The 20074-nt window shown below is 32.1% G+C and carries 18 protein-coding genes; 10 read left to right on the top strand and 8 right to left on the bottom strand.

Going from position 1 to position 20074, the window contains the following annotated elements; all coding sequences use genetic code 11:
* The first annotated feature begins 28 nt into the window (after positions 1-28).
* Positions 29-268: a Sec-independent protein translocase subunit TatA/TatB gene (locus AABL87_RS04105; RefSeq protein WP_006261141.1), complete on the top strand. Its 240-nt coding sequence runs from the start codon at positions 29-31 to the stop codon at positions 266-268.
* 55 nt (positions 269-323) lie between these two features.
* Here AABL87_RS04105 and AABL87_RS04100 read toward each other — a convergent pair whose 3' ends face one another.
* Both AABL87_RS04100 and AABL87_RS04095 read right to left on the bottom strand, forming a co-directional pair.
* The gene (locus tag AABL87_RS04100; RefSeq protein WP_341276981.1) at positions 324-1007 is read right to left on the bottom strand and encodes a phosphoribosylaminoimidazolesuccinocarboxamide synthase; all 684 of its coding nucleotides are present in this window, start codon (positions 1005-1007) and stop codon (positions 324-326) included.
* A gap of 160 nt (positions 1008-1167) precedes the next feature.
* Positions 1168-1905: an OmpA family protein gene (locus tag AABL87_RS04095; RefSeq protein WP_286430174.1), complete on the bottom strand. Its 738-nt coding sequence runs from the start codon at positions 1903-1905 to the stop codon at positions 1168-1170.
* Positions 1906-2314: 409 nt separating this feature from the next.
* Here AABL87_RS04095 and AABL87_RS04090 point away from each other — a divergent pair, with 409 nt between their 5' ends.
* The 3 genes from AABL87_RS04090 (at position 2315) to pdxR (ending at position 4709) form a co-directional block, all read left to right on the top strand.
* Positions 2315-2560: a hypothetical protein gene (locus AABL87_RS04090; protein ID WP_006258960.1), complete on the top strand. Its 246-nt coding sequence runs from the start codon at positions 2315-2317 to the stop codon at positions 2558-2560.
* A gap of 154 nt (positions 2561-2714) precedes the next feature.
* A complete protein-coding gene (locus AABL87_RS04085) occupies positions 2715-3140 on the top strand; it encodes a hypothetical protein (protein ID WP_230486156.1) in 426 nt (141 codons plus the stop codon).
* A 156-nt stretch (positions 3141-3296) separates the two neighbouring features.
* Positions 3297-4709, top strand: coding sequence for a MocR-like pyridoxine biosynthesis transcription factor PdxR (gene pdxR, locus AABL87_RS04080; RefSeq protein WP_341276980.1), 1413 nt, complete (start codon positions 3297-3299; stop codon positions 4707-4709).
* Between the two features lie 64 nt (positions 4710-4773).
* On the opposite strand, the gene AABL87_RS04075 is transcribed toward pdxR, so the two are convergent.
* The gene (locus tag AABL87_RS04075; protein ID WP_006263514.1) at positions 4774-5808 is read right to left on the bottom strand and encodes an LLM class flavin-dependent oxidoreductase; all 1035 of its coding nucleotides are present in this window, start codon (positions 5806-5808) and stop codon (positions 4774-4776) included.
* 1282 nt (positions 5809-7090) lie between these two features.
* Positions 7091-8176 (bottom strand): magnesium/cobalt transporter CorA, encoded by a 1086-nt coding sequence (corA, locus tag AABL87_RS04070; protein ID WP_006261133.1) that lies wholly within the window; start codon positions 8174-8176, stop codon positions 7091-7093.
* A gap of 79 nt (positions 8177-8255) precedes the next feature.
* Between corA and hutI the strand changes: the two genes are divergently transcribed.
* From hutI to AABL87_RS04050, 4 genes are read left to right on the top strand one after another with little or no spacing between them, the layout of a single operon-like run.
* The gene (gene hutI / locus AABL87_RS04065; RefSeq protein WP_006263512.1) at positions 8256-9497 is read left to right on the top strand and encodes an imidazolonepropionase; all 1242 of its coding nucleotides are present in this window, start codon (positions 8256-8258) and stop codon (positions 9495-9497) included.
* A gap of 39 nt (positions 9498-9536) precedes the next feature.
* Positions 9537-10580, top strand: a complete 1044-nt coding sequence (locus tag AABL87_RS04060) for a formimidoylglutamase (RefSeq protein WP_006261131.1) — start codon at positions 9537-9539, stop codon at positions 10578-10580.
* Positions 10581-10582: 2 nt separating this feature from the next.
* Positions 10583-11257, top strand: a complete 675-nt coding sequence (locus AABL87_RS04055) for a response regulator transcription factor (protein WP_341276979.1) — start codon at positions 10583-10585, stop codon at positions 11255-11257.
* A gap of 1 nt (position 11258) precedes the next feature.
* The gene (locus tag AABL87_RS04050) at positions 11259-12608 is read left to right on the top strand and encodes a HAMP domain-containing sensor histidine kinase (protein WP_039329451.1); all 1350 of its coding nucleotides are present in this window, start codon (positions 11259-11261) and stop codon (positions 12606-12608) included.
* A gap of 3 nt (positions 12609-12611) precedes the next feature.
* Here AABL87_RS04050 and aroC read toward each other — a convergent pair whose 3' ends face one another.
* Positions 12612-13679, bottom strand: coding sequence for a chorismate synthase (aroC, locus tag AABL87_RS04045; protein ID WP_341276978.1), 1068 nt, complete (start codon positions 13677-13679; stop codon positions 12612-12614).
* Between the two features lie 180 nt (positions 13680-13859).
* On the opposite strand from aroC, the gene AABL87_RS04040 reads away from it, so the two are divergent.
* Together AABL87_RS04040 and AABL87_RS04035 are read left to right on the top strand one after the other, a co-directional pair.
* Positions 13860-14354, top strand: coding sequence for a GNAT family N-acetyltransferase (locus AABL87_RS04040; protein ID WP_006258971.1), 495 nt, complete (start codon positions 13860-13862; stop codon positions 14352-14354).
* A 735-nt stretch (positions 14355-15089) separates the two neighbouring features.
* Positions 15090-15953 carry a hypothetical protein gene (locus tag AABL87_RS04035; protein WP_006263509.1) on the top strand — a complete coding sequence of 288 codons (864 nt, stop codon included), beginning with the start codon at positions 15090-15092 and terminating at the stop codon, positions 15951-15953.
* Positions 15954-16004: 51 nt separating this feature from the next.
* On the opposite strand, the gene AABL87_RS04030 is transcribed toward AABL87_RS04035, so the two are convergent.
* The 3 genes from AABL87_RS04030 to AABL87_RS04020 form a co-directional block, all read right to left on the bottom strand.
* Complete coding sequence (locus tag AABL87_RS04030) at positions 16005-17783, bottom strand: aminopeptidase P family protein (protein WP_006258974.1); 1779 nt, start codon at positions 17781-17783, stop codon at positions 16005-16007.
* Between the two features lie 156 nt (positions 17784-17939).
* On the bottom strand, positions 17940-19073 hold the full coding sequence (locus AABL87_RS04025) for a hypothetical protein (RefSeq protein WP_341276977.1): 1134 nt from the start codon (positions 19071-19073) through the stop codon (positions 17940-17942).
* 262 nt (positions 19074-19335) lie between these two features.
* Positions 19336-20046 (bottom strand): sterol desaturase family protein, encoded by a 711-nt coding sequence (locus AABL87_RS04020; RefSeq protein ID WP_341276976.1) that lies wholly within the window; start codon positions 20044-20046, stop codon positions 19336-19338.
* Positions 20047-20074 lie beyond the last annotated feature (28 nt).

Raw genomic sequence — 20074 nt, 5'->3', positions numbered from 1 at the left:
TTTTCCTCAATCAAAATATCTTTACAATATGGTTTCAACAATTATCCCATTAGGCGGAGTAGCTCCTTCTGAATTAATAGTTGTTGTTGCAATAGCTTTATTACTTTTTGGTGGAAAGAAAATTCCAGAATTAATGAAGGGACTTGGAACAGGAATTAAAGAATTCAAACAAGCTACAAGAGAAACAAATACAACTAATGCTATTGCAAATGAAAATATTCAAGAGCAAAAAAGCAATGTTGAATCGACAAATGAGCCTATTAAATAAAGGATTTAAGCAAACAAGGGGATGTATTAATACATCCCCTTGTTTATTCTTATTCTTATTTTAAAAACTCTTTTTCTAAATCTAATGGAGCGATGTAGACATTATTCTTATACACTCTCATATTACCACCAGAAATCTCATCTATTAAGATAATATCATTAGTAGCTTTATCTCTTCCAAACTCTAATTTGATATCATATAACTCTAAATTCTTAGTAGCTAACTCATCCTTTATAATTTGACAAATCTCTTTAGTACGAGATTTTAAAATTGCATATTCTTCTTTTGACAATATACCTAACATTTCTAATGCATCGTCAGAAATAGTTGGATCAGCTCTTTCATCATCTTTAATGGTTACTTCTACGAAGCTATCTAGCTGTTGTCCTTCTGTACAATAAGCGCCATATCTTCTAAAGAAACTTCCTACTGCTCTGTAACGACAGATTACTTCTAATCCTTTACCAAATGGTATCGCTTCTTTTACAATCATCGATACATCTTCTATATCAGCCGAAACATAATGTGTAGGAACGCTCTTTTGTGCTAAAACTTCGAAGAAGTGTTTTGTCATTTTCAATCCACTCTTACCTGCTCCATCGATAGTTAATCCCACTGTATTTGCACCTGGATCGAATACACCATCTTCTCCTGTTACATCGTCTTTAAACTTTAAAAGAACTTGATTGTTTGATAGACTATATACATCTTTAGTCTTTCCTTGATACTTTAATGTCATTGTGTGTTAGTGTTGTTATTAAAGTTCAAAAATAAGACAAATGTCCCAACTCCAACGATTTTTCAGAAACTTTATTTATAGCAGCTATGTCTAAAACTAAACAACATAAAAAAAGCTGGAAGTAATGAATACTTCCAGCTTTTATATTTATACTTATTCCTTAAATAAGGTCAAAATCACATCTTCTATTTTCTGATCCTCCACTTCTATAACTACCTTCTTTAGGAGGCACATTCTGATACACAGTTTCAACTAATTTTAATAATCTAGACGGAGAAATTCCTTTCATGACCATATAATTAATAACTCTATCTGCTCGTCTATCAGCTAACCACTCATCATATTTAGCATTACCTCTCGTATCAAAATAAACGTGAACTCTCACTCTAGCTTCTGGATTATTATACATATAAGCTACTATCTCATCCACTGATGCTTTATTATCTGTATTTAAATAAGAACTATTAAAATCGTAATAAAAAGATGGCAATGTAGAGCTATCATAGTTTACGTTAGAAGTTCTAGTTGTATTATAATCGCCACTTGCTATTGTATTACCTCTATTTTGAGATTCACTTACTACACTTGTTAATCCAAAATTAGCAACTACACCATTATCCATTTGATTCAAAAGAACCTCTGCTTTACTATAATTCTTTGCAGCTGTAGATACCTTATGAATATCTGTCATCCTTTTAGGTTCGAAAACATAAGCTCCATCTGCAGAAGTATATACTGTAGCTATTCTATCTCCTGATGAATTAAAGAATGTTACTTCTCCTTCTCCTATCGGGTTATTTGTTTTTTTATCAAATACCTTACCCTCTATTTTCTGAGCAGATACAGAAATAAAACTAAATAAAGAAAGTCCTAAAGTTATTAATTGTAATTTTTTCATATCATTCTAGTATAGACTAATAAACATTATTATTCTCCTTACACAAAACTACACTTTATTTTATAATTTTTAACATTATAGTTGTTTTATTTAGAGCAATATGTTTTGTTTTTGCTTTTTACCTAACAATAAATGAGTATACAAAATACAATTTCATTATTTATTCTAATTTAGATTAAAAAACTCAAATATTACACCATAGTTGTCACTTATTGTTAATTTACAAAGTCATTGTTATCGATTTCGCTTTCAAAAAAGAAACATTATTAGTAGTTATACTTCTAAATAATGAATTCAATAAAAAATCCCTTACAATCAATGAAAATAATATAAAAAAAACACCTTTTGCGAATTATTTTAATCATTTGTATAATTTTACAGCGATACAATATATTTAATTAAGAATCTAATGACAGCGGAAGAACTAAATATTATTGCAGAAAATGCTCTTAATGATCAATACAAAAAAATAATAAATCAACTAAAAGAATCTGCTATAAAAGGAAAGAACTCATGTATTATAAAGAATTTACCGACTTCTATATCGAAAAAACTAAAAGAAAAAGGCTTTGTCATCATTCCTATATATAAATATAGGTACAATTACTTCCTCTTTAAAAAGAGGAGAATAAAATATTTTTTAATCCAGTTTTAACTTGTTTTATAGGTCACAGATTTTCACACCTTACTAACCTTTTACACATACCTTATCTTAAAACTGGAATAGTGTTTGTGCATTCATTATTAAACACATACAATTTTTAATAATGAGACTTTTACTTATTTTTTTTCTATATTCTTTTTACTGTTTGGGTCAGAATAAAAAGACTACAATCACTGCCTATCAAAAGAAAACCCTACAAGAAAAGAATATTGTTCGAATTATAAGAGATTCCATAGGCAATGAATCTTATCAGTTCTTAATCAAACCTAAAGCTCTTAAAGCTGAGATAGAAGAGTACTTTTCCCCTCATGTATCTAAAATTACTTCTCCTACACTAACAATCTCGAAGTTTAATAATGTATACTATTTTATTTCCAAAAATAAAGATTATACTCTTATTTCTCTTGCTCATTTCGTTTCTATACCCCGTGTAGAAGGTGAGTATCTTATATACGGTAGTAATAACTGTATTATACCTAATAATACCCCTAACTGCTATCCTTCTCCAGACGGAACCTCTTGTGTAGAAAAACAACCCTATTGTATAAAATTAATAAACAAGAAAAATTAAAAGTCATTAAAGAACTACATTCACTTTTATAAATAAAGAAACAAAATTCTCTTTTTCATTGTACCTTTGATTTGATTTTATATCTACTCTCTATTTTGTATTAAATAGCCTTAGATTGATTTAAACTCATTTACTTATTTCACACACTTTATTAATATGCTTAGACCTTGGCCCTTACAAATTCAAATTATTAATACTGAAAAAAAAGCTATCTATCTCCAAATAGCTGACGCTATTATAGAAGCTATAAAAACAGGTCAACTAAAAGAGGAAGAAGCCCTACCAGGAAGTAGAAAGTTAGCAGAGATCTTAGGAGTAAACAGAAATACAGTTATAGAAGCCTATGATGTCTTATTAAGTGAAGGTTGGATTATGTCCAAATCGCGTAGTGGAACTTACGTCTCTAAACTTGCTGACATAAATATAACTCCTCTCAATAAAATTCCTATAAAAAAAGAAAGTAAATCAACTATTCAATACAATATCACCGTTGATGATGGAAACCCTGATACTTCTATTGCTCCTGTTGAAGAATTAGCAAGAGCTTATCGCCAAATATTTAAGCGAAAAGGAAAGTGGCAAATGATGGGGTACTCATCTCCTCTAGGGTTATTTGAATTTAGAGAACATATTAGTAAAATGCTAAATCATTGGCGAGGTATGCAAGTAACTGCCGAAGAAATATGTATTTCTAGAGGAAGTCAAATGGCAATGTACCTTATCGCTCAAGTACTACTAAAGAAAGATGACTATATTATAGTAGAACATCCTGGATATAGAAAAGCCTGGCACACATTTGAGCATGCTGGAGCAAAATTGTTATATGCTAATGTAGATGATCAAGGAATTGATATCAATCAAGTCGAAAGCCTTTTAAAAGAAAACAAAAGAATTAAAGCTATTTATATTACTCCTCACCACCAATACCCAACTACAGCAACCCTTAGTTTACAGAGGAGATATAAGCTGATAGAGCTCTCTAACTTGTATAACTTTACTATTATAGAAGATGATTACGACTATGAATTTCATTACGGACATAGACCCGTTATGCCGATTAGCAGTCTTCCGAATGTACTAAACTATGTATATATAGGAACATTGAGTAAAGTCGTAGCTCCTTCTCTACGTATCGGTTATATAGCGACTAACAATGATCTGATTCAAAAAATAGGTGAACTTAGAAGTATTATCGATGTACAAGGTGATAATATCATGGAACAAGCTATCTTACAATTAATGGATGACGGGACCATAAGAAAACATTTAAAAAAAGCACATAACTACTATAAAAGCAAGAGAGATATAACTGCCGATTTACTAGAGAAAAATCTCAAAGAACAAGTAAATTATACAATCGCTGATGGAGGGTTAGCAATATGGTTAGTTCCTAAAAAAGAAACAGATTGGGACAAACTCAAAAAGAAACTAGACCTAGATAAAATTGCTTTTATGGGGCCTGAAAGGTTCTCCTATAGTGATAAATTACAAGGGATACGGTTTAGTTTTGGATCATTGTCAGAACGACAAATAGAAGAAGCTATACTATGCTTAAAAAGACATTTATAACAAAAATAAATTCCTTTAGTAAAGACTTTACTAAAGGAATTTATTTTTGTTATAATCATTGGTATTATTTACGCAATGCTTTTTTAACTGCAGGAGCTATTTTAGTACCTAATAGCTCTATGTTTTTCATCTGTGTTAAGTGATCAGGCGCTCCTAAGTCACTGTGCATTAACCAACGTGTTAAACCAAACATCTCTTGATGATATAAAATCTTATCTACTACTTGATCCACATCTCCTATAAATAAAGCACCGTCTCTACTTCTTCCTCCTTCATACTGCTCATAAGTGTAAGGTTGCCATCCACGTGATGCCCCTATTCTATCCATCTGTTCTTTATATACAGGGAAATAATCTTTAGCTAAAGCATTTCCGTCTACTCCTACTAATCCATGTGAGTGCGTAGCGATCTGCATTTTACTAATATCATGACCTGCATTAATATACTCTTGTTTATAGTAGTCAAAGAATGGTTTATACTGTTCTGGCATTCCACCAATAATAGCGAACACAAGTGGCAATCCTAATTTAGCTGCTCTTAATACAGACTCCGGTGTTCCTCCTGCTGCAATCCATACATCCATTGGCTGTTCACTTCGTGGGAAAACCTGCTGTTCTTTTAGAGAAGCTCTGTGTTTTCCTGTCCAGGTCAATGGACCATCTATTGCATTGATATTCAACAATAAATTAAGTTTTTCTGTAAACAACTCATTGTAATCATTAAGATCATATCCAAACAAAGGGAATGACTCTATAAAACTTCCACGTCCTACTGTAATCTCTGCTCTACCATTAGACATAGCGTTTATAGTAGAGAACGATTGATATACACGTACAGGATCATTAGAGCTCAATACAGTAACAGCACTCGTCAACTTGATATTCTTAGTTACTGTAGCTGCACCAGCTAATATAATATCTGGAGTAGAGACTGCGTAATCTTTACGGTGATGTTCTCCTATACCGAAAACATCCAATCCTACTTCATCCATTAACTTAACTTCCTCTATAATCTCATTTATACGTTGTGTACTTGACTGATAACTATTGTTTTGTTTGTCGAATTTTAAATCCCCAAACATGCTAATTCCTATTTCCATCTTTATCATTTTTTATTATACTATAAAATTACTCCTATTAATATGGATTATACTTAATCTATATTAAGATATACACAGCCAGATATTGTCAATAATGCTCTAGCCCTGTATAAAAGCTTAATATTATTCAAAGAAAATGACCAAAAAGGCATTTTAAGTTAAAAAAACAGCTTGTTCAAACATAAAAGTGTTACAGTTTTCTACATTTAATTAAAGAACTTAATCTCTTTTAGTATAATTTGAAGTTGTAAGAGATATAGATTAACAATCAAAAAGTTTTATTCGCAAAAAGGACACTTTTAGTAAGTTTTAGCGTCAAATTAGGAAATTATACTGTGCTTTTTTTATACTTTTGTCCTACAAGATTAATAATAAAGAAGAATAGAAGTATAAATACTAGATTATTTAATACTCCTTACTTATTACAAGTAAATCTTACGTCTTATCTGAGTAAGACACTATCATTCAGTATTTTAATATTTAACAAAGAGACTGAGTGCTAAAAAAGAACTATCATAGAACATAACGTTCTATTTAAGTTATAATGTTGTTTCCTATTATGAAAGCTCTATTGTTGTTGATAGAGCTTTTTTTTATTGTATCCTATAGTAATTTTTAAACGTTACTAAAACAGCAAAATTACTTTGATTATCAATAAGTAATATGTCCTTAAAGATCATTAAAAATTAGAAAACTAAGTGCATGTTCTTCGGGAGTTTATTGGGCAGTCTTTGGGTGCTCTTCGGAAAACTGCCCCTCAGTCCGAACAAATACTGAACTCTTCCGAAGAGCTTCCGAATAAATGGGTGTATCAAAAACTCATAAATACTGGTAATGAGGTATTTATGATTTAATAAATGGAAATAAATAGACTTTTTTGGAAATATTGAGAAATATTTGGAAAAGAATGGAAGAAAATGGAAAAAAGTGGAAGTAAGCACTTTTTCTTCGAAAGAAATAGCTAAACAACTATTTCTTTCTTCAACTCTTAAAATATTGAAAGCTCTACCAAATACTCTATCAAGATTAGTTTAATATTTCTTTGCTATCCATCATAAAACAAAAATATTGTTTTAAACCCAGATTAAGCGATAGACATAGAAACGAAAAGTAATTATACAAAATAGCTCTGAATTTAAGAAAAAAGCATACTGTAGTATGGTTTTAGAAGAAATGAAAAAGATATGAAGTAGAATTGCTTTGCAGTCTTTGGCTAATGCTTAATCTGGGTTAAACTTTCCTTCTCGACTTTTACAGTCAATATAATATAACAAGAAGTTTATTAGAACCATTTTCTCCATTTAAAATAACTTATCATGAGAACAACCAAGCCTAACATTACCCATAAAGTATAGAAATAACCATTCTCTGTTTTTAATTCTGGCATATTCTCAAAGTTCATTCCATACACTCCAACGATAAATGTTAGCGGAATAAAGACTACAGATACAATAGTCAATACCTTCATGATTTCATTCATTCGATTGCTCTGAGAAGAGAAATAATAGTTGGTAGCACTATCTAGTTTGTTTAGATTATAATCTATCTGATCGAGCATTTCATAGCTTTTATACTGTAATCGGTCAAAGAAAACAATACTATTTCTACTGATTTGACTCTCTACATTCTTTTTATCATGCTGTGTTTTTAGGTTGTATAGCACTTCTCTTAGCGGTATAATAGCTCGTTTTACCTCTTGTAGTTGTTGAGTATATTCTTCTATACTTACCAGAATTTGCTTGTGATATTTAGTTCTAGCCTCTAAAAGAATCTGTTCTACATTATCTTCTATCAAGTCTAAGGTTACAAAATAACTCTCCATTAAAGAATCTAATAAGCCATACAATAGATAGCCCGAATCTTTTCTTCTTATTTGTCCTGTTTTGGTTCTAATACGCTCTCTGATCAAATTAAAGAACGCTCCTCTTTTCTCTTGAAATGACAACAGTACATTCTCTTGGAGGATAAAGCTTATCTGTTCTATCCCTACTAGAATATCTTCATTAGAAGACGGCAAAATGGCCTTAACACTAAAGAACAGTGTATTATCTAACTCCTCTACTCTTGTTCTTCTAGAGAAATTTAGAATCTCTGCCATGATATAAGATTCTATATGAAAAAAACTTCCAACTTCTTTTAATAAATCTATATCATGTAGTCCATGTAGATTAAACCACTTTATAGAATTAGGAGATGCTGCTAATAATATCTCTTCTATTTCCTTCAAACTTAAATCATTGTACTCCTCGAATGTATTCTCATCGTAGATAAACAATTGCATAGAAATAGGTACCTCTGGAAAAGAACCTGCATATTCTAGAGAATTTGGCTGAAGTTTTCTAGTTTTCTTATATTTAACTCGTCTCACATTTTGTAAATTTGCTTAAAGATAAAAGTTTTTAGACTTTTATCTCATTTATAAGCCTAAAAAAACAACTCAAACAAATATGAAAACACTAATTAAGAATATAAAAGAAATACTACAAGTTAGAAATGAAGCTATAGAGAAAGTATCTGGTGCAGATATGGCAACTTTACCTAAGCTAGACAATGCATATCTAATTATAGAACACGACTTGATAGCGGATTATGGTACGATGGATACTTGTCCTAATGAAAGTGAAATGGATCAAGTAATAGATGCTACCGGGAAAACCATCTTACCTACATGGGTAGATAGTCATACACACTTAGTCTATGCTGGTAATAGAGAATTAGAGTTCGTAGACCGCATCAATGGGCTTAGTTATGAAGAAATCTTCAACAGAGGTGGTGGAATCCTAAACTCTGCAAAAAAACTACAAGAAACTTCAGAAGAAGATTTATATGAACAGTCTCGCAAACGTTTAGAAGAAGTAATCAGTCAAGGTACTGGAGCAGTCGAAATAAAATCAGGATACGGATTAACAGTAGAAGCTGAGCTTAAGATGCTACGCGTGATTAAAAAACTAAAAGAAAACTACCCTATAGCTATTAAAGCTACTTTCTTAGGTGCTCACGCCTTCCCTACTGAATATAAAGATAACCACCAGGGATATATCGACCTTATAGTCAATGAAATGATTCCAGCTATTGCTAAAGAAAACTTAGCTGAGTATGTAGATGCTTTCTTAGAGACAGGTTATTTCTCTTGTGAAGAGACAGAGCGTATCATTAAAGCAGGACAAGAACACGGGCTTATTGCTAAAGTACATGTTAACCAGTTTACTGCTATTGGAGGAATCGAAACTTGTGTGAAAAATGGTGCGCTATCAGTAGATCACCTAGAAATAGTAACAGACGAAGATATCGAAATCCTAAAAGGAAGTAAAACGATGCCTGTAGCCTTACCTACATGTTCTTTCTTTATTTCTATTCCTTATACTCCTGCTAGAAAGATGTTAGAAGCAGGTCTACCACTAGCTTTAGCTTCTGATTCTAACCCTGGTACTACACCATCTGGGAATATGAACTTTGTCGTAGCTACAGCATGTATCAAAATGAAAATGACTCCTGAAGAAGCGATTAATGCAGCTACAATAAATGGAGCTTATGCAATGGGACTACAACAAGAGTACGGTAGTATAACAAAAGGTAAAAAAGCTAGTTTAATTATCACAAAACCACTAAATTCATTTTATGAATTACCTTATGCTTTTGGTTCTAACCTTATAGATCAGGTAATTCTAAATGGACAAATACAAAAATAAAAGATACCCTAGTATCAATTGCATCACAACAACATCGCTATGAACAAACAAAAACTAGTGTTATTTAAGAAAACTGATTTGGTTGCCTTGACCAAATTCAGAAGTGGGGAAATCAAATTTGGTGAAAGAGTTCACACTTTAGAATCAGAAGAGAATTGGCATAATGAATTAGCCGCTACAGACGCTAAATATGCTATTATTGGTATTCCTGAAGATATAGGTGTAAAAGCTAATCTAGGCCGTACAGGTACTTCTTCTGCTTGGCAAAATTTCTTAAACAGCCTTTTAAATATTCAACACAACAGATTCTGTAAAGGAAGCTGGACTACGTTAATTGGCCATTTAGATTTCAGTGAAGAACAAAAAGAAGCAGAACAACTAGACCCCAATAATAGAGAAGATCGCAAAAGACTCTTCGAATTAGTGTCTCGTATAGATAAAGAAGTATCACATACCATCGCTAAAATTGTAAAGGCAGGCAAAATACCTATTGTTATAGGTGGTGGACATAATAATGCTTATGGTAATATTAAAGGACTTGCCTTAGCCAAGGGCAAAGCCATTAATGTAATCAACTTTGATGCGCATACAGATTTTAGACCACTAGAAGGAAGACATAGCGGTAACGGGTTTTCTTATGCATTCGAAGAAGGTTTTTTAAAGAACTATTTTATCTTCGGTCTTCATGAGAACTATACCTCTAAGACTGTTTTTGGGGATATAAAACTTCATGCAGACCGCGTTAAGTATAATACTTATGAGCAAATACGCATTCGCAAAGAGAAATCTTTTGACACCGAATTACTAACTGCTCAACGACATATTGAAAACAATACTTATGGTATCGAAATAGACTTAGATGCTGTACCACTAGTAGCTAGTAGTGCTATCACACCTACAGGGTTCTCTGCTGAGAGGTTGAGACAGTTCATACACTACTTTGCTAAATCTAAGAATGTTGGATATATTCACATCTGTGAAGGGGCTCCTTCTTTAGATTTCGAACAGAACAGTCATCTTGTAGGAAAGTTAATCACTTATTTAGTAACAGATTTTATCAAATCAAATACAGAAAAAATTTAGTCTTGAATATATTACTTGTAGAAGACGATTCTCGCATCAGTGACTTTATCGTCAAAGGTTTAAAGGAAAATGGTATGCAAGTACAACTTGCTGCTTCTGGAGAAGAAGCTAGAGATCTTATTCTCAGTGCTAATTGGGATCTTATCTTAATGGATATAATGCTTCCAGGTATAGATGGTATTCAGTTAACCAAAATGATTCGTTTTAAAAAGAACTATACCCCTATACTGATGTTAAGCGCTCTAAGCGAAACCACTGATAAGATATCTGCTCTAGACAGTGGTGCTGATGACTACTTAACAAAGCCTTTTCACTTTAGTGAATTACTATCGAGAATTAATGCCTTAACAAGACGAACTAAATTTAATTACGAAAAAAAAGACCATATCTATATCTGTGGTGATTTAAAACTAGACCCTGAAAAACATCTAGTCACACAAGGAGATAAAACAATAGATCTGTCACCTAGAGAATACAAATTATTACTTTTCTTATTAGAAAATAAAGATCGCGTAGTCTCTAGGATGCAGATTCTAGAACGAGTATGGGGAATACAATTTGATACCAATACCAATGTAGTAGATGTCTATATTTCTTATCTAAGAAGTAAAATAGATGATTCTAAAGGAAAAATAATACACACCATAAAAGGAACTGGCTATATGCTACAAGAATGATATGAATTTACGCACTCGTCTTACCACCTACAGTACTATAGTATTCGGTATAGTATTTTTTATTGCATCACTTATTATATTCTTAGCTTACTTCTCTAAGACACAAGAGTCTGTGTTTAACAATCTGAAGAATACTACCCTCCTATCTGCAATATATTACTTAGAACAAGACGAGCTATCTCATACAGAGCATTCTGTTGTAAAAGAAGAATTTAGAGCCACTATTCAGTCTAAAAATGTAGCTGTATATAACTTTAGTAATCAGTTATCCTATGGAGCTCTAGTTAATGACCCTGTACTGACAAATGCTATTTTAAACAAAACAAGAACAGATAAATCACATCGATTTAAAGCAAATGACTTTTTTTATTACGGAATATACTACCCTGATAACCAAGGGGACTTCGTAGTATATACGAGAGAGTCTACAGCTGACTTTATGAATCAGATGAAAAGCCTTATTCTTATCCTATGCATTGTACTTGTAGGAGGTTTACTAGCTATTTATTTTTTAAGTAAGTACATCTCTAATATCGCCTATAAGCCCCTTAAGAATATTGTGCAGCAGGTAAATGAGGTAAACTACTCTAATCTAGAAAACGGGATAGAAGTACCGAAAACAAATGATGAATTAGAAGAATTAATCTCGACTTATAACAACCTACTAATCAGACTATCAGAAACATTCTTAATTCAAAAGAACTTTATTAACTATGTCTCTCATGAATTTAAAACTCCACTTACTGCTATCAGTGGTAACCTAGAAGTTTTTGCTCAGAAAGAGCGTTCTCCTGAAGAATATAATCAAGTAGTCAAAGAAGCTTTAAAAAATGTGTACAAAATAGAGAACATCTTAAGTAACCTTCTTTTATTATCAGGATTAAAAAACACAGAGAAAGACGCTAGTCTATTTAGAATAGACGAGATAATCTGGACTATATATGAAGCATTACAAGATAAATTAGCAGAGCTACAGACTACCTTAGAGATAAATATCAATGTAGATGACTTCACTAAACTAGAGTATAAAGGTAATGAAACGCTAATCCATCTAGCATTATACAATATTGTCGAAAATGCTGTAAAATACTCTAATAGCAAACCTGTTTCAGTAGAGCTGTCTCTACATAACAATAGGCTACAACTAGAGGTAAAAGACCATGGAAAAGGTATCTCTGAAGAAGAACTTACTTTTATAAAACAAACATTCTACAGAGGTAAAAATGTCGGAGATATTAAAGGAAGTGGTATAGGACTGTCCCTTGCTACTATCATCTTTGAACAACATCACATTAAATTCGACATTATTTCTCAGTTAGAACAAGGGACAATTATTACTTTAACATTTTAAAGTTTATTTTCTTTTGAAACCAAACTGTTCGATATAAAAATCTAGAAGAGTGATTGCAGTCATTGCCTCTACGATAGGCACTGCACGTGGTAATACACAAGCATCGTGTCTCCCCTTCCCTTGTACAGTCACCACCTCATGTGCTGTATTAATAGACTGTTGGTCTTTCATTAAGGTAGCAGTTGGTTTAAAAGCAACTTTAAAGTAAATATCCATTCCATTACTTATACCGCCTACTATTCCTCCTGCATTATTGGTTGTTGTAGAGCCATCAGGAAGGATAAAATCATTATGCTGACTACCTCTCATCTTTGTCCCTTCAAAACCACGACCAAACTCTACTCCTTTAACAGCATTGATTCCAAGCATAGCTTTAGCCAAATCAGCATCAAGTCGATCAAATACAGGTTCTCCTAATCCTACAGGCACGTTCTGTACCACGCAGATAATAGTTCCTCCTATAGAATCCCCATCTTTTTTAACTTCCTTAATTAAAGTCTCCATTTCTACTGCTTTAATAGGATCAGCACAACGAACAGGATTGTTCTCTATCTCGTTAAAATCTAATTCACTGTATTTTTTCTCAACAGCAATATCTCCTACTGAAGACACATAAGCTGTTATTTTTATTTCTTTTAATACTTGCTTTGCTATTGCTCCCGCTACTACTCTACTGGCAGTCTCACGAGCAGAACTACGCCCACCTCCTCTGTGGTCACGATGTCCATATTTTTCATCGTATACATAATCTGCATGGCTTGGACGATAAATATCTTTGATATGATCATAATCCTTTGATTTTGAATTTGTATTTTCAATTACAAAACCTATAGGAGTACCTGTTGTCTTCCCTTCAAATATTCCTGAAAGAAACTTTACTTCATCCGCTTCTTTTCGCTGTGTAACTATCTTAGATTGACCTGGTTTACGTCTGTCTAATTCCAACTGAATTTGTTCTAAATCTAACTCTATTCCTGCTGGACAACCATCTATAATACCACCGATCGCTACTCCATGAGATTCACCGAAAGTAGTTACTCTAAATCTATTGCCATAAGTATTACCTGCCATATTAATGTATTTTATACAAGTTTACTACTTTTCTAAGTTTTGCACCTTGTTATTCTAGATATTTTTTGACAAAGTTACTTTCTAGACCTTACCTTATTTACTCCCAAAGTCCTTCTATATTCCCTAACCACTTCCTTTTTTAAGCAGATATCGATATATTTGTAATTCAAAATAAAACAAATGATTATACTAAAACCATTTACCAAAACGGATGCCCCAATAATTATAGATTGGAATTTTACAGAAGAAGAACTACTACAGTTTGGAGGAACTGCATTTACACATCCTCTTACAGAGGATCAAGTCTTGGCTTTCATGAAAGTAGAAAACTCTTTATTCTTTAAAGCAATTGACACTGATAATGACACCGTAATTGGAGTTGGCGAAATTATTTTGATGGAGAATAATGCTACTAAACTAGCTCGTATAGTGGTAGGTGATCGAAATAATAGAGGAAAAGGTTATGGACAAAAGATGATGCAAGCCTTTGTAGATTATTGTCTAAATGATATCCAAAGTGATTCTGTTATCCTTAATGTATTTGATTGGAATATTGGAGCTATTAAATGTTATGAAAAAATAGGCTTTACCTTTGCTGATGTTCCTATGAGAAGTTTTGATCTACCAAATGGAGAACAATGGTTTAGTAAACAAATGGACTATACTAAAAAGTAACCACTTACGATAGCTATTATATATATTTCTATTTTCTAGTGACAAAGTTGCTAGTCGATCTAAATTTGCAACAGATTATTTCCTTAGTGACTCCGTTATAATATTTGTTTTAACGGACTCACTAAGGACTCGAATGTCTAGTCCTTCTATAACTGTACAACTATAGTTCACAATCCTACTTAGTACTGTACAGTCTTATAATATTGCTTCTATTCTTTTACAATTACTCTCCTATAAGCAATCTTACCTACAGTCAAAATTGAGTTTATAGATAACAGGAATCAGCTCGATTCTAATTTTCATCTTTACTACTGCAGACAAAGGTTATTTTCTGTACAGAAATCACATTTTATTAAACTTAAAAGACATCTTTAAGCAAGATGAATACATTCATAGCAGTACAAAACACTGCTTTTATAGATAAATATAGTTTTCAAAGAAGAAAAAAAAGTTCTTTTTAAGCCATTTAAGTATTTAAAGTCAATTTATATAGATTCCTCATAACCTGTTTTTCTTACTTTATATTTCCATACTAAAATCTTCTAAACACCACGGTTATACAGACATTAAGCGATATCACACTATTAACTATAATGCAATAGTATACCATAAACATTTAGCTATTTATAATTTTAACACAAGAATAAACGCTTAAATTAAAATATTCTTGTTTGTTTTTATAGAAAAATTATATAAATTGTCCTTAACAAAACCTAACTAATCAAACAACTTATTATGACACTTGAATTATTTGAAGAACTCTCAGATGTTCTGGGGGTATTCGTAGAGAAATTTACTAACCTCAACATTAAAGCAAACAAGCATTCTCTAGCTTGGCAACGATTCCACTACAACTATTTTGATTCAATGACAACTACGCTGTATAAGTCATTAGTTCACTTAAACTATGCGACTATACAACAAGAGAAAGACAATGTTCAATATGCAGAAGCTTTCTCATTAGTATTGGATAAAAATTTTAAACCACTAAGAGATATTAACTTTGACAAGTTTGAACCTAAAGTTCAACAGCAGATTTTAAAAGTAGTACTAGGTGATCTTCCTTTTTTAAATAAAGGGTTAAGCGAAGACACTTATCACTACATTAGATTTAACTGTCTAAATAGAGAAAATAGATTATGTGGCCTAGGAGGAACTTTGTTTAAAGACTCTAAAACAGGAGAACTCATTCTAAACTTATTCTACTTAAACATTCGTAACGAACGCATTGATTCTTTATTAGAAGTAGACTTCTATATGAAAGACAAGGCTAAGTACGTAAAGCTTTATAGAGAATTAGCGTTAAGTAAAATAACAACACCACAGGCACTTAAAGATGCATTAGATAAGAAGAATATCTCTAGTGTAGATTTTAATAATGATTTTATCTATTTCTTTGGAGAAGGATACCTTACCTTTTATGATAAGAGAAAGTACCTACAGAGTTTAGAACTTGTATTCTTTACAAAGAATTCATTCGAAGAGATTGCTGATGTATGTGGCTTTAACTCTACTGAGTCATTAATCACAAAGTACAAGAAATTTGAAAGTAACGGATATAATCCTATTATTCGCTATTCAAACATATTACAAGCGTAATAAAAGTAAAAAAGGTTGATTCAAATGAATCAACCTTTTTTTATGTGCAACTTAAATTGCTTTTGTCTTTTCTTTTAACCAAGCAGCTTCTTCTGCTGATAATTTTGATTCTAAAGATTCATACACCCATTGATTATAGTTATTTAACCAATCAATATGTACTTGATCTAATAGTGACTTCTCTACTAAATCTGTTGCGATATAACAGATTGTGATTGTTTCGAAATCCATAAAATCACCGAATTGATTAGAAGCTAAATCCTTAGATACTACTAAGTTTTCGATACGAATACCGTGCTTACCTTCTCTGTATAATCCTGGTTCTATAGAACTGATCATTCCTGGCTCTATCGCAATATCTACTGCAGCACCATTAAAAGTGTGAGGGCCCTCGTGTACGTTCAAGAAGAATCCTACTCCATGACCTGTACCATGTCCATAGTTACGCATAGTAGCCCAGATAGGACGACGTGTTATAGCATCGATTTGATATCCTCTAGTACCTTTAGTGAAGATAGCCATAGATCCTTCTATCGTTCCTTTTAAAACAATAGTGTAATCTTCTTTTTCTTCTTGAGTCAACTGTCCTAAAGATACCACACGTGTAATATCTGTAGTTCCTGTCTCGTATTGTCCACCAGAATCTACTAATAGCAATCCTTTAGCCTCTAATTTATAGTTGCTATCCAATTCTGCCTTATAGTGTGGTAAAGCTCCGTGATCTTTATATCCAGCAATAGTGTCAAAACTAATATCTTTAAAACCTGGCTGTTCTGCGCGTAATCCTCTTAAATGATCTGCAATACTCATCTCAGATAATTCGCCTGAAGCTACATTTTCTTCTATCCATTTAAAGAACTTCGTCAGTGCTACACCATCATTAATCATGGCATGTCTCTCATGATTTAACTCTACTTCATTCTTCACTGCTTTTAGCATAGTAGACGGATTCATATCCTCTAAGATAGTTACCCCCTCAGGAACAGAATCATAAGTAGCAAAACAAGTACGCTTAGGATCTAATAAGATAGTTTCGCTTGTTCCTAGTGATTTTAAGTAATTTCTTACTTCCTCATAAGGTTTGATTAAGATACCATACCCTTGTAACTCCTCAGCTGTACCTTTATCTAATTTCTTAGAATCAATGAATAAGATTGATTTTTCTTGACTGATAAATACAAACCCTAGTGTAACAGGATTACATTTTACATCTGTACCTCTTATATTCAATACCCAAGCTAAATCATCTAAAGATGAAATTAGGTGACATGTCGCTCTTTTTTGTTTTAAGACTTTGCGTACAGCTGCTATCTTATCTGGAGTAGATTGTCCTGTAATAGAAATAGGTAATGTATAAGCTGGCTCTGTTGGCAATGCTGGTCTATCATTCCATATTACATCTAATAAGTCTACATGACCATCTACCTTGATATTTAAAGGTCCTAATATAGTATTTACAGCATTCGCTACTGCTAATGAAGCTAAATTACCATCAAAGGCAACTGTATTACCTGCTTGTAATTTATCTCCTAACCATGACACATACTCAGGTGCATGTTGAACTTTTAATTTTACTAACTCAAAACCAGATCCTTTTAACTGTGCTGGTCCTTGTACAAAATAACGAGAGTCAGTCCATAATCCAGCAAAATCTTGTGTAATCACTAATGTTCCTGCTGAACCACTAAAACCAGATGTCCAAACTATACACTTATAATAATCTGGTAAATATTCACTGATATGTGGATCTGAAGAAGGGATAATGTATCCATCAATTCCTCTCTCCTTCATCAGTGAACGTATCTTCGATAATTTTTCTAAATATGTCATTACGATAATAAATTTTTCAAGCTAAAGGTACAAAATGACGAGTACTACAAAAAGATAAATCTGTTAAATTAGAATAGTTTTTACTTCTGTAGATAGTAGCTTAATTTCTAATCCCTTAAATGCAAAAAAGCCAACATTTAGTTGGCTTCTTTTATTTTATTTCTGTTCGTCTAAAATGTGAGTTGGCTTAATCGTAGGATTTAATCGTAGAATTTGTTTACTCAATACATCTTCAAAAGAAAAGTCTTTTAAATGAACATCTCTTCTAAACAACTCTGGGTTATTCACTAAAGCGATTATAAAGTCTGAGAACACCTTATTACTCATCACTGTTGGATCTAGTACAGCACGAGCGCGTACAAGCTTCTTATCAGATCTTCTATAATAATCAAAAACATACTGATTAGGCTTTTTCCAATCGCGTTTACCAAAGTTTTCAAAGTAAACATCTGAGATAGATTCCTTATTATTAGTCCTAGCAGTTACCCTTTTTTTGTCAAAACCAACGTTTATCATTGAGGCAACATTTAGATACACCTCTTCTCCTTCTACTACAGGGCAAGCTTGTTCATAGATTAGAATCATATTTCCCTCTCTTTGTAAGAATATATAATGTAACTCCTTATTTTCATTTTCGATTTTCCATACCATGCGCTCTTTTTTATCATCTAATGAAGAGTACAAGGTAGCAGGAGTAGCTAATCCATTTAAAGCTACTTCTTCTTTTTTTAAGTCTTTCTGCCATGTTGTTACCCATTGTCCATCTACATAGTCTTGCTTTAAAGGTAATAGGCTCCCTTCATGTAAATCATAGAACTGCCCACGTATAGAATCGTTCTTATCTAACTCACTAGATAATAGTGTATAGTAATGATAATCATGATCTGTAGTATAACGATATCTCGGAATAGCATCTTCATAATAAACGATATCAAGATCATTAGATACATTCTCTTCTACTAATAGTCCTTTATATATCTTCCCTTCTTGATATATAGCCTTTACCTGTATTGTATCTTGTTTATTCTCTACCTCTATATATGCCTTAGCTTGCTGATCATAAAGTGAAATAAACTTTAATCGATCCGTTAACATAGATAATGTATTAGGATATGATGCTGTCTTCTCTACAACTTTCAAACTATCATTAACAGTAGAAGTCTCTACTAGATAACTAATATCCTTCAACTTAAGAGTATCTCTATGTATAGAATCTGTCACTGTAGTATGATTTTGCGCATATAGTACTCCTCCTATACTTAGTGCCAATAATACAATACCCTTTTTCATATTTTTCTTTTTAAATAACATAGTATGCATAATCCTAAACTCCTTGTCTAAAACCATGAATATCAAATTTACAAATTTCAAATGACAAAAAAATAAAATTACGTTTCCAAAAACAATTAAATAGATAGTTATAAACCACTATATAGATATAGACACCATTATATATCAACACCTTACAAATAGAAACAAGTAAATCACATCATTATAATGATAGCAAAAAAATTAGTACCCTACTAATATTCAAACGTTTACAAGGCATATACTATACTTTTCGATACGTTTTAAAAAGTTTGTCCCATAATAATGTGTAAAAACCATAATTACAGTTCGGATCTTGATGATGAATATTGTGAAACAAGGTAAGACACAGTATATCTCGTATCCAACGCTCAAAGTAAGTATTCTTAAACACATCCTTATCTATATGACCTATCGTTCCCCAAATAAGATTTATAAGTAAGTACAGTCCTATCGAAAAAGTGTCAAAAGGATATATACACAACAACAAGATAAACAATAGCCCAAAACCAATAGCCTCTAGTGGATGTAATACAAATAAACTTATCGCATTAACACTGTTGTGCTCATGATGTCTTAGATGCGCTAATGGATAAAAAATCGGGATATGAGCTAATCTGTGAAATACATACATTAGAAAGTCCATACCAATCACTAGTCCTAATGTTTGTAGAGCTATAACAGTGATAGAGCTACCTTCTAATACATGAATATACCCATAATTATACAACCCTACTCCTAATACAAAAACGGCTGCATTACACAGCAAAACAACAAATGATAATATTAGATCTCTTCTAGTAATCTCTTGTTTTATTTCTTGAATATACTCTCCCTTCTTACATCTGTTTAGAGTCAAATACAATCCAATAGATACACCATAGAACAGTATATTCAATACTATACTAAAAAGGACTAGTTGTGTAATAGACATTCTGATCACTAGATCTAACATGGTTCTCCATTTATATTATTAATAATCA

This window comes from Myroides sp. C4067 (assembly GCF_038039665.1).
In the GTDB taxonomy this organism is placed as follows: Bacteria; Bacteroidota; Bacteroidia; order Flavobacteriales; family Flavobacteriaceae; genus Flavobacterium; species Flavobacterium odoratimimum.
This window is presented reverse-complemented; position numbering and strand designations above follow the sequence as displayed.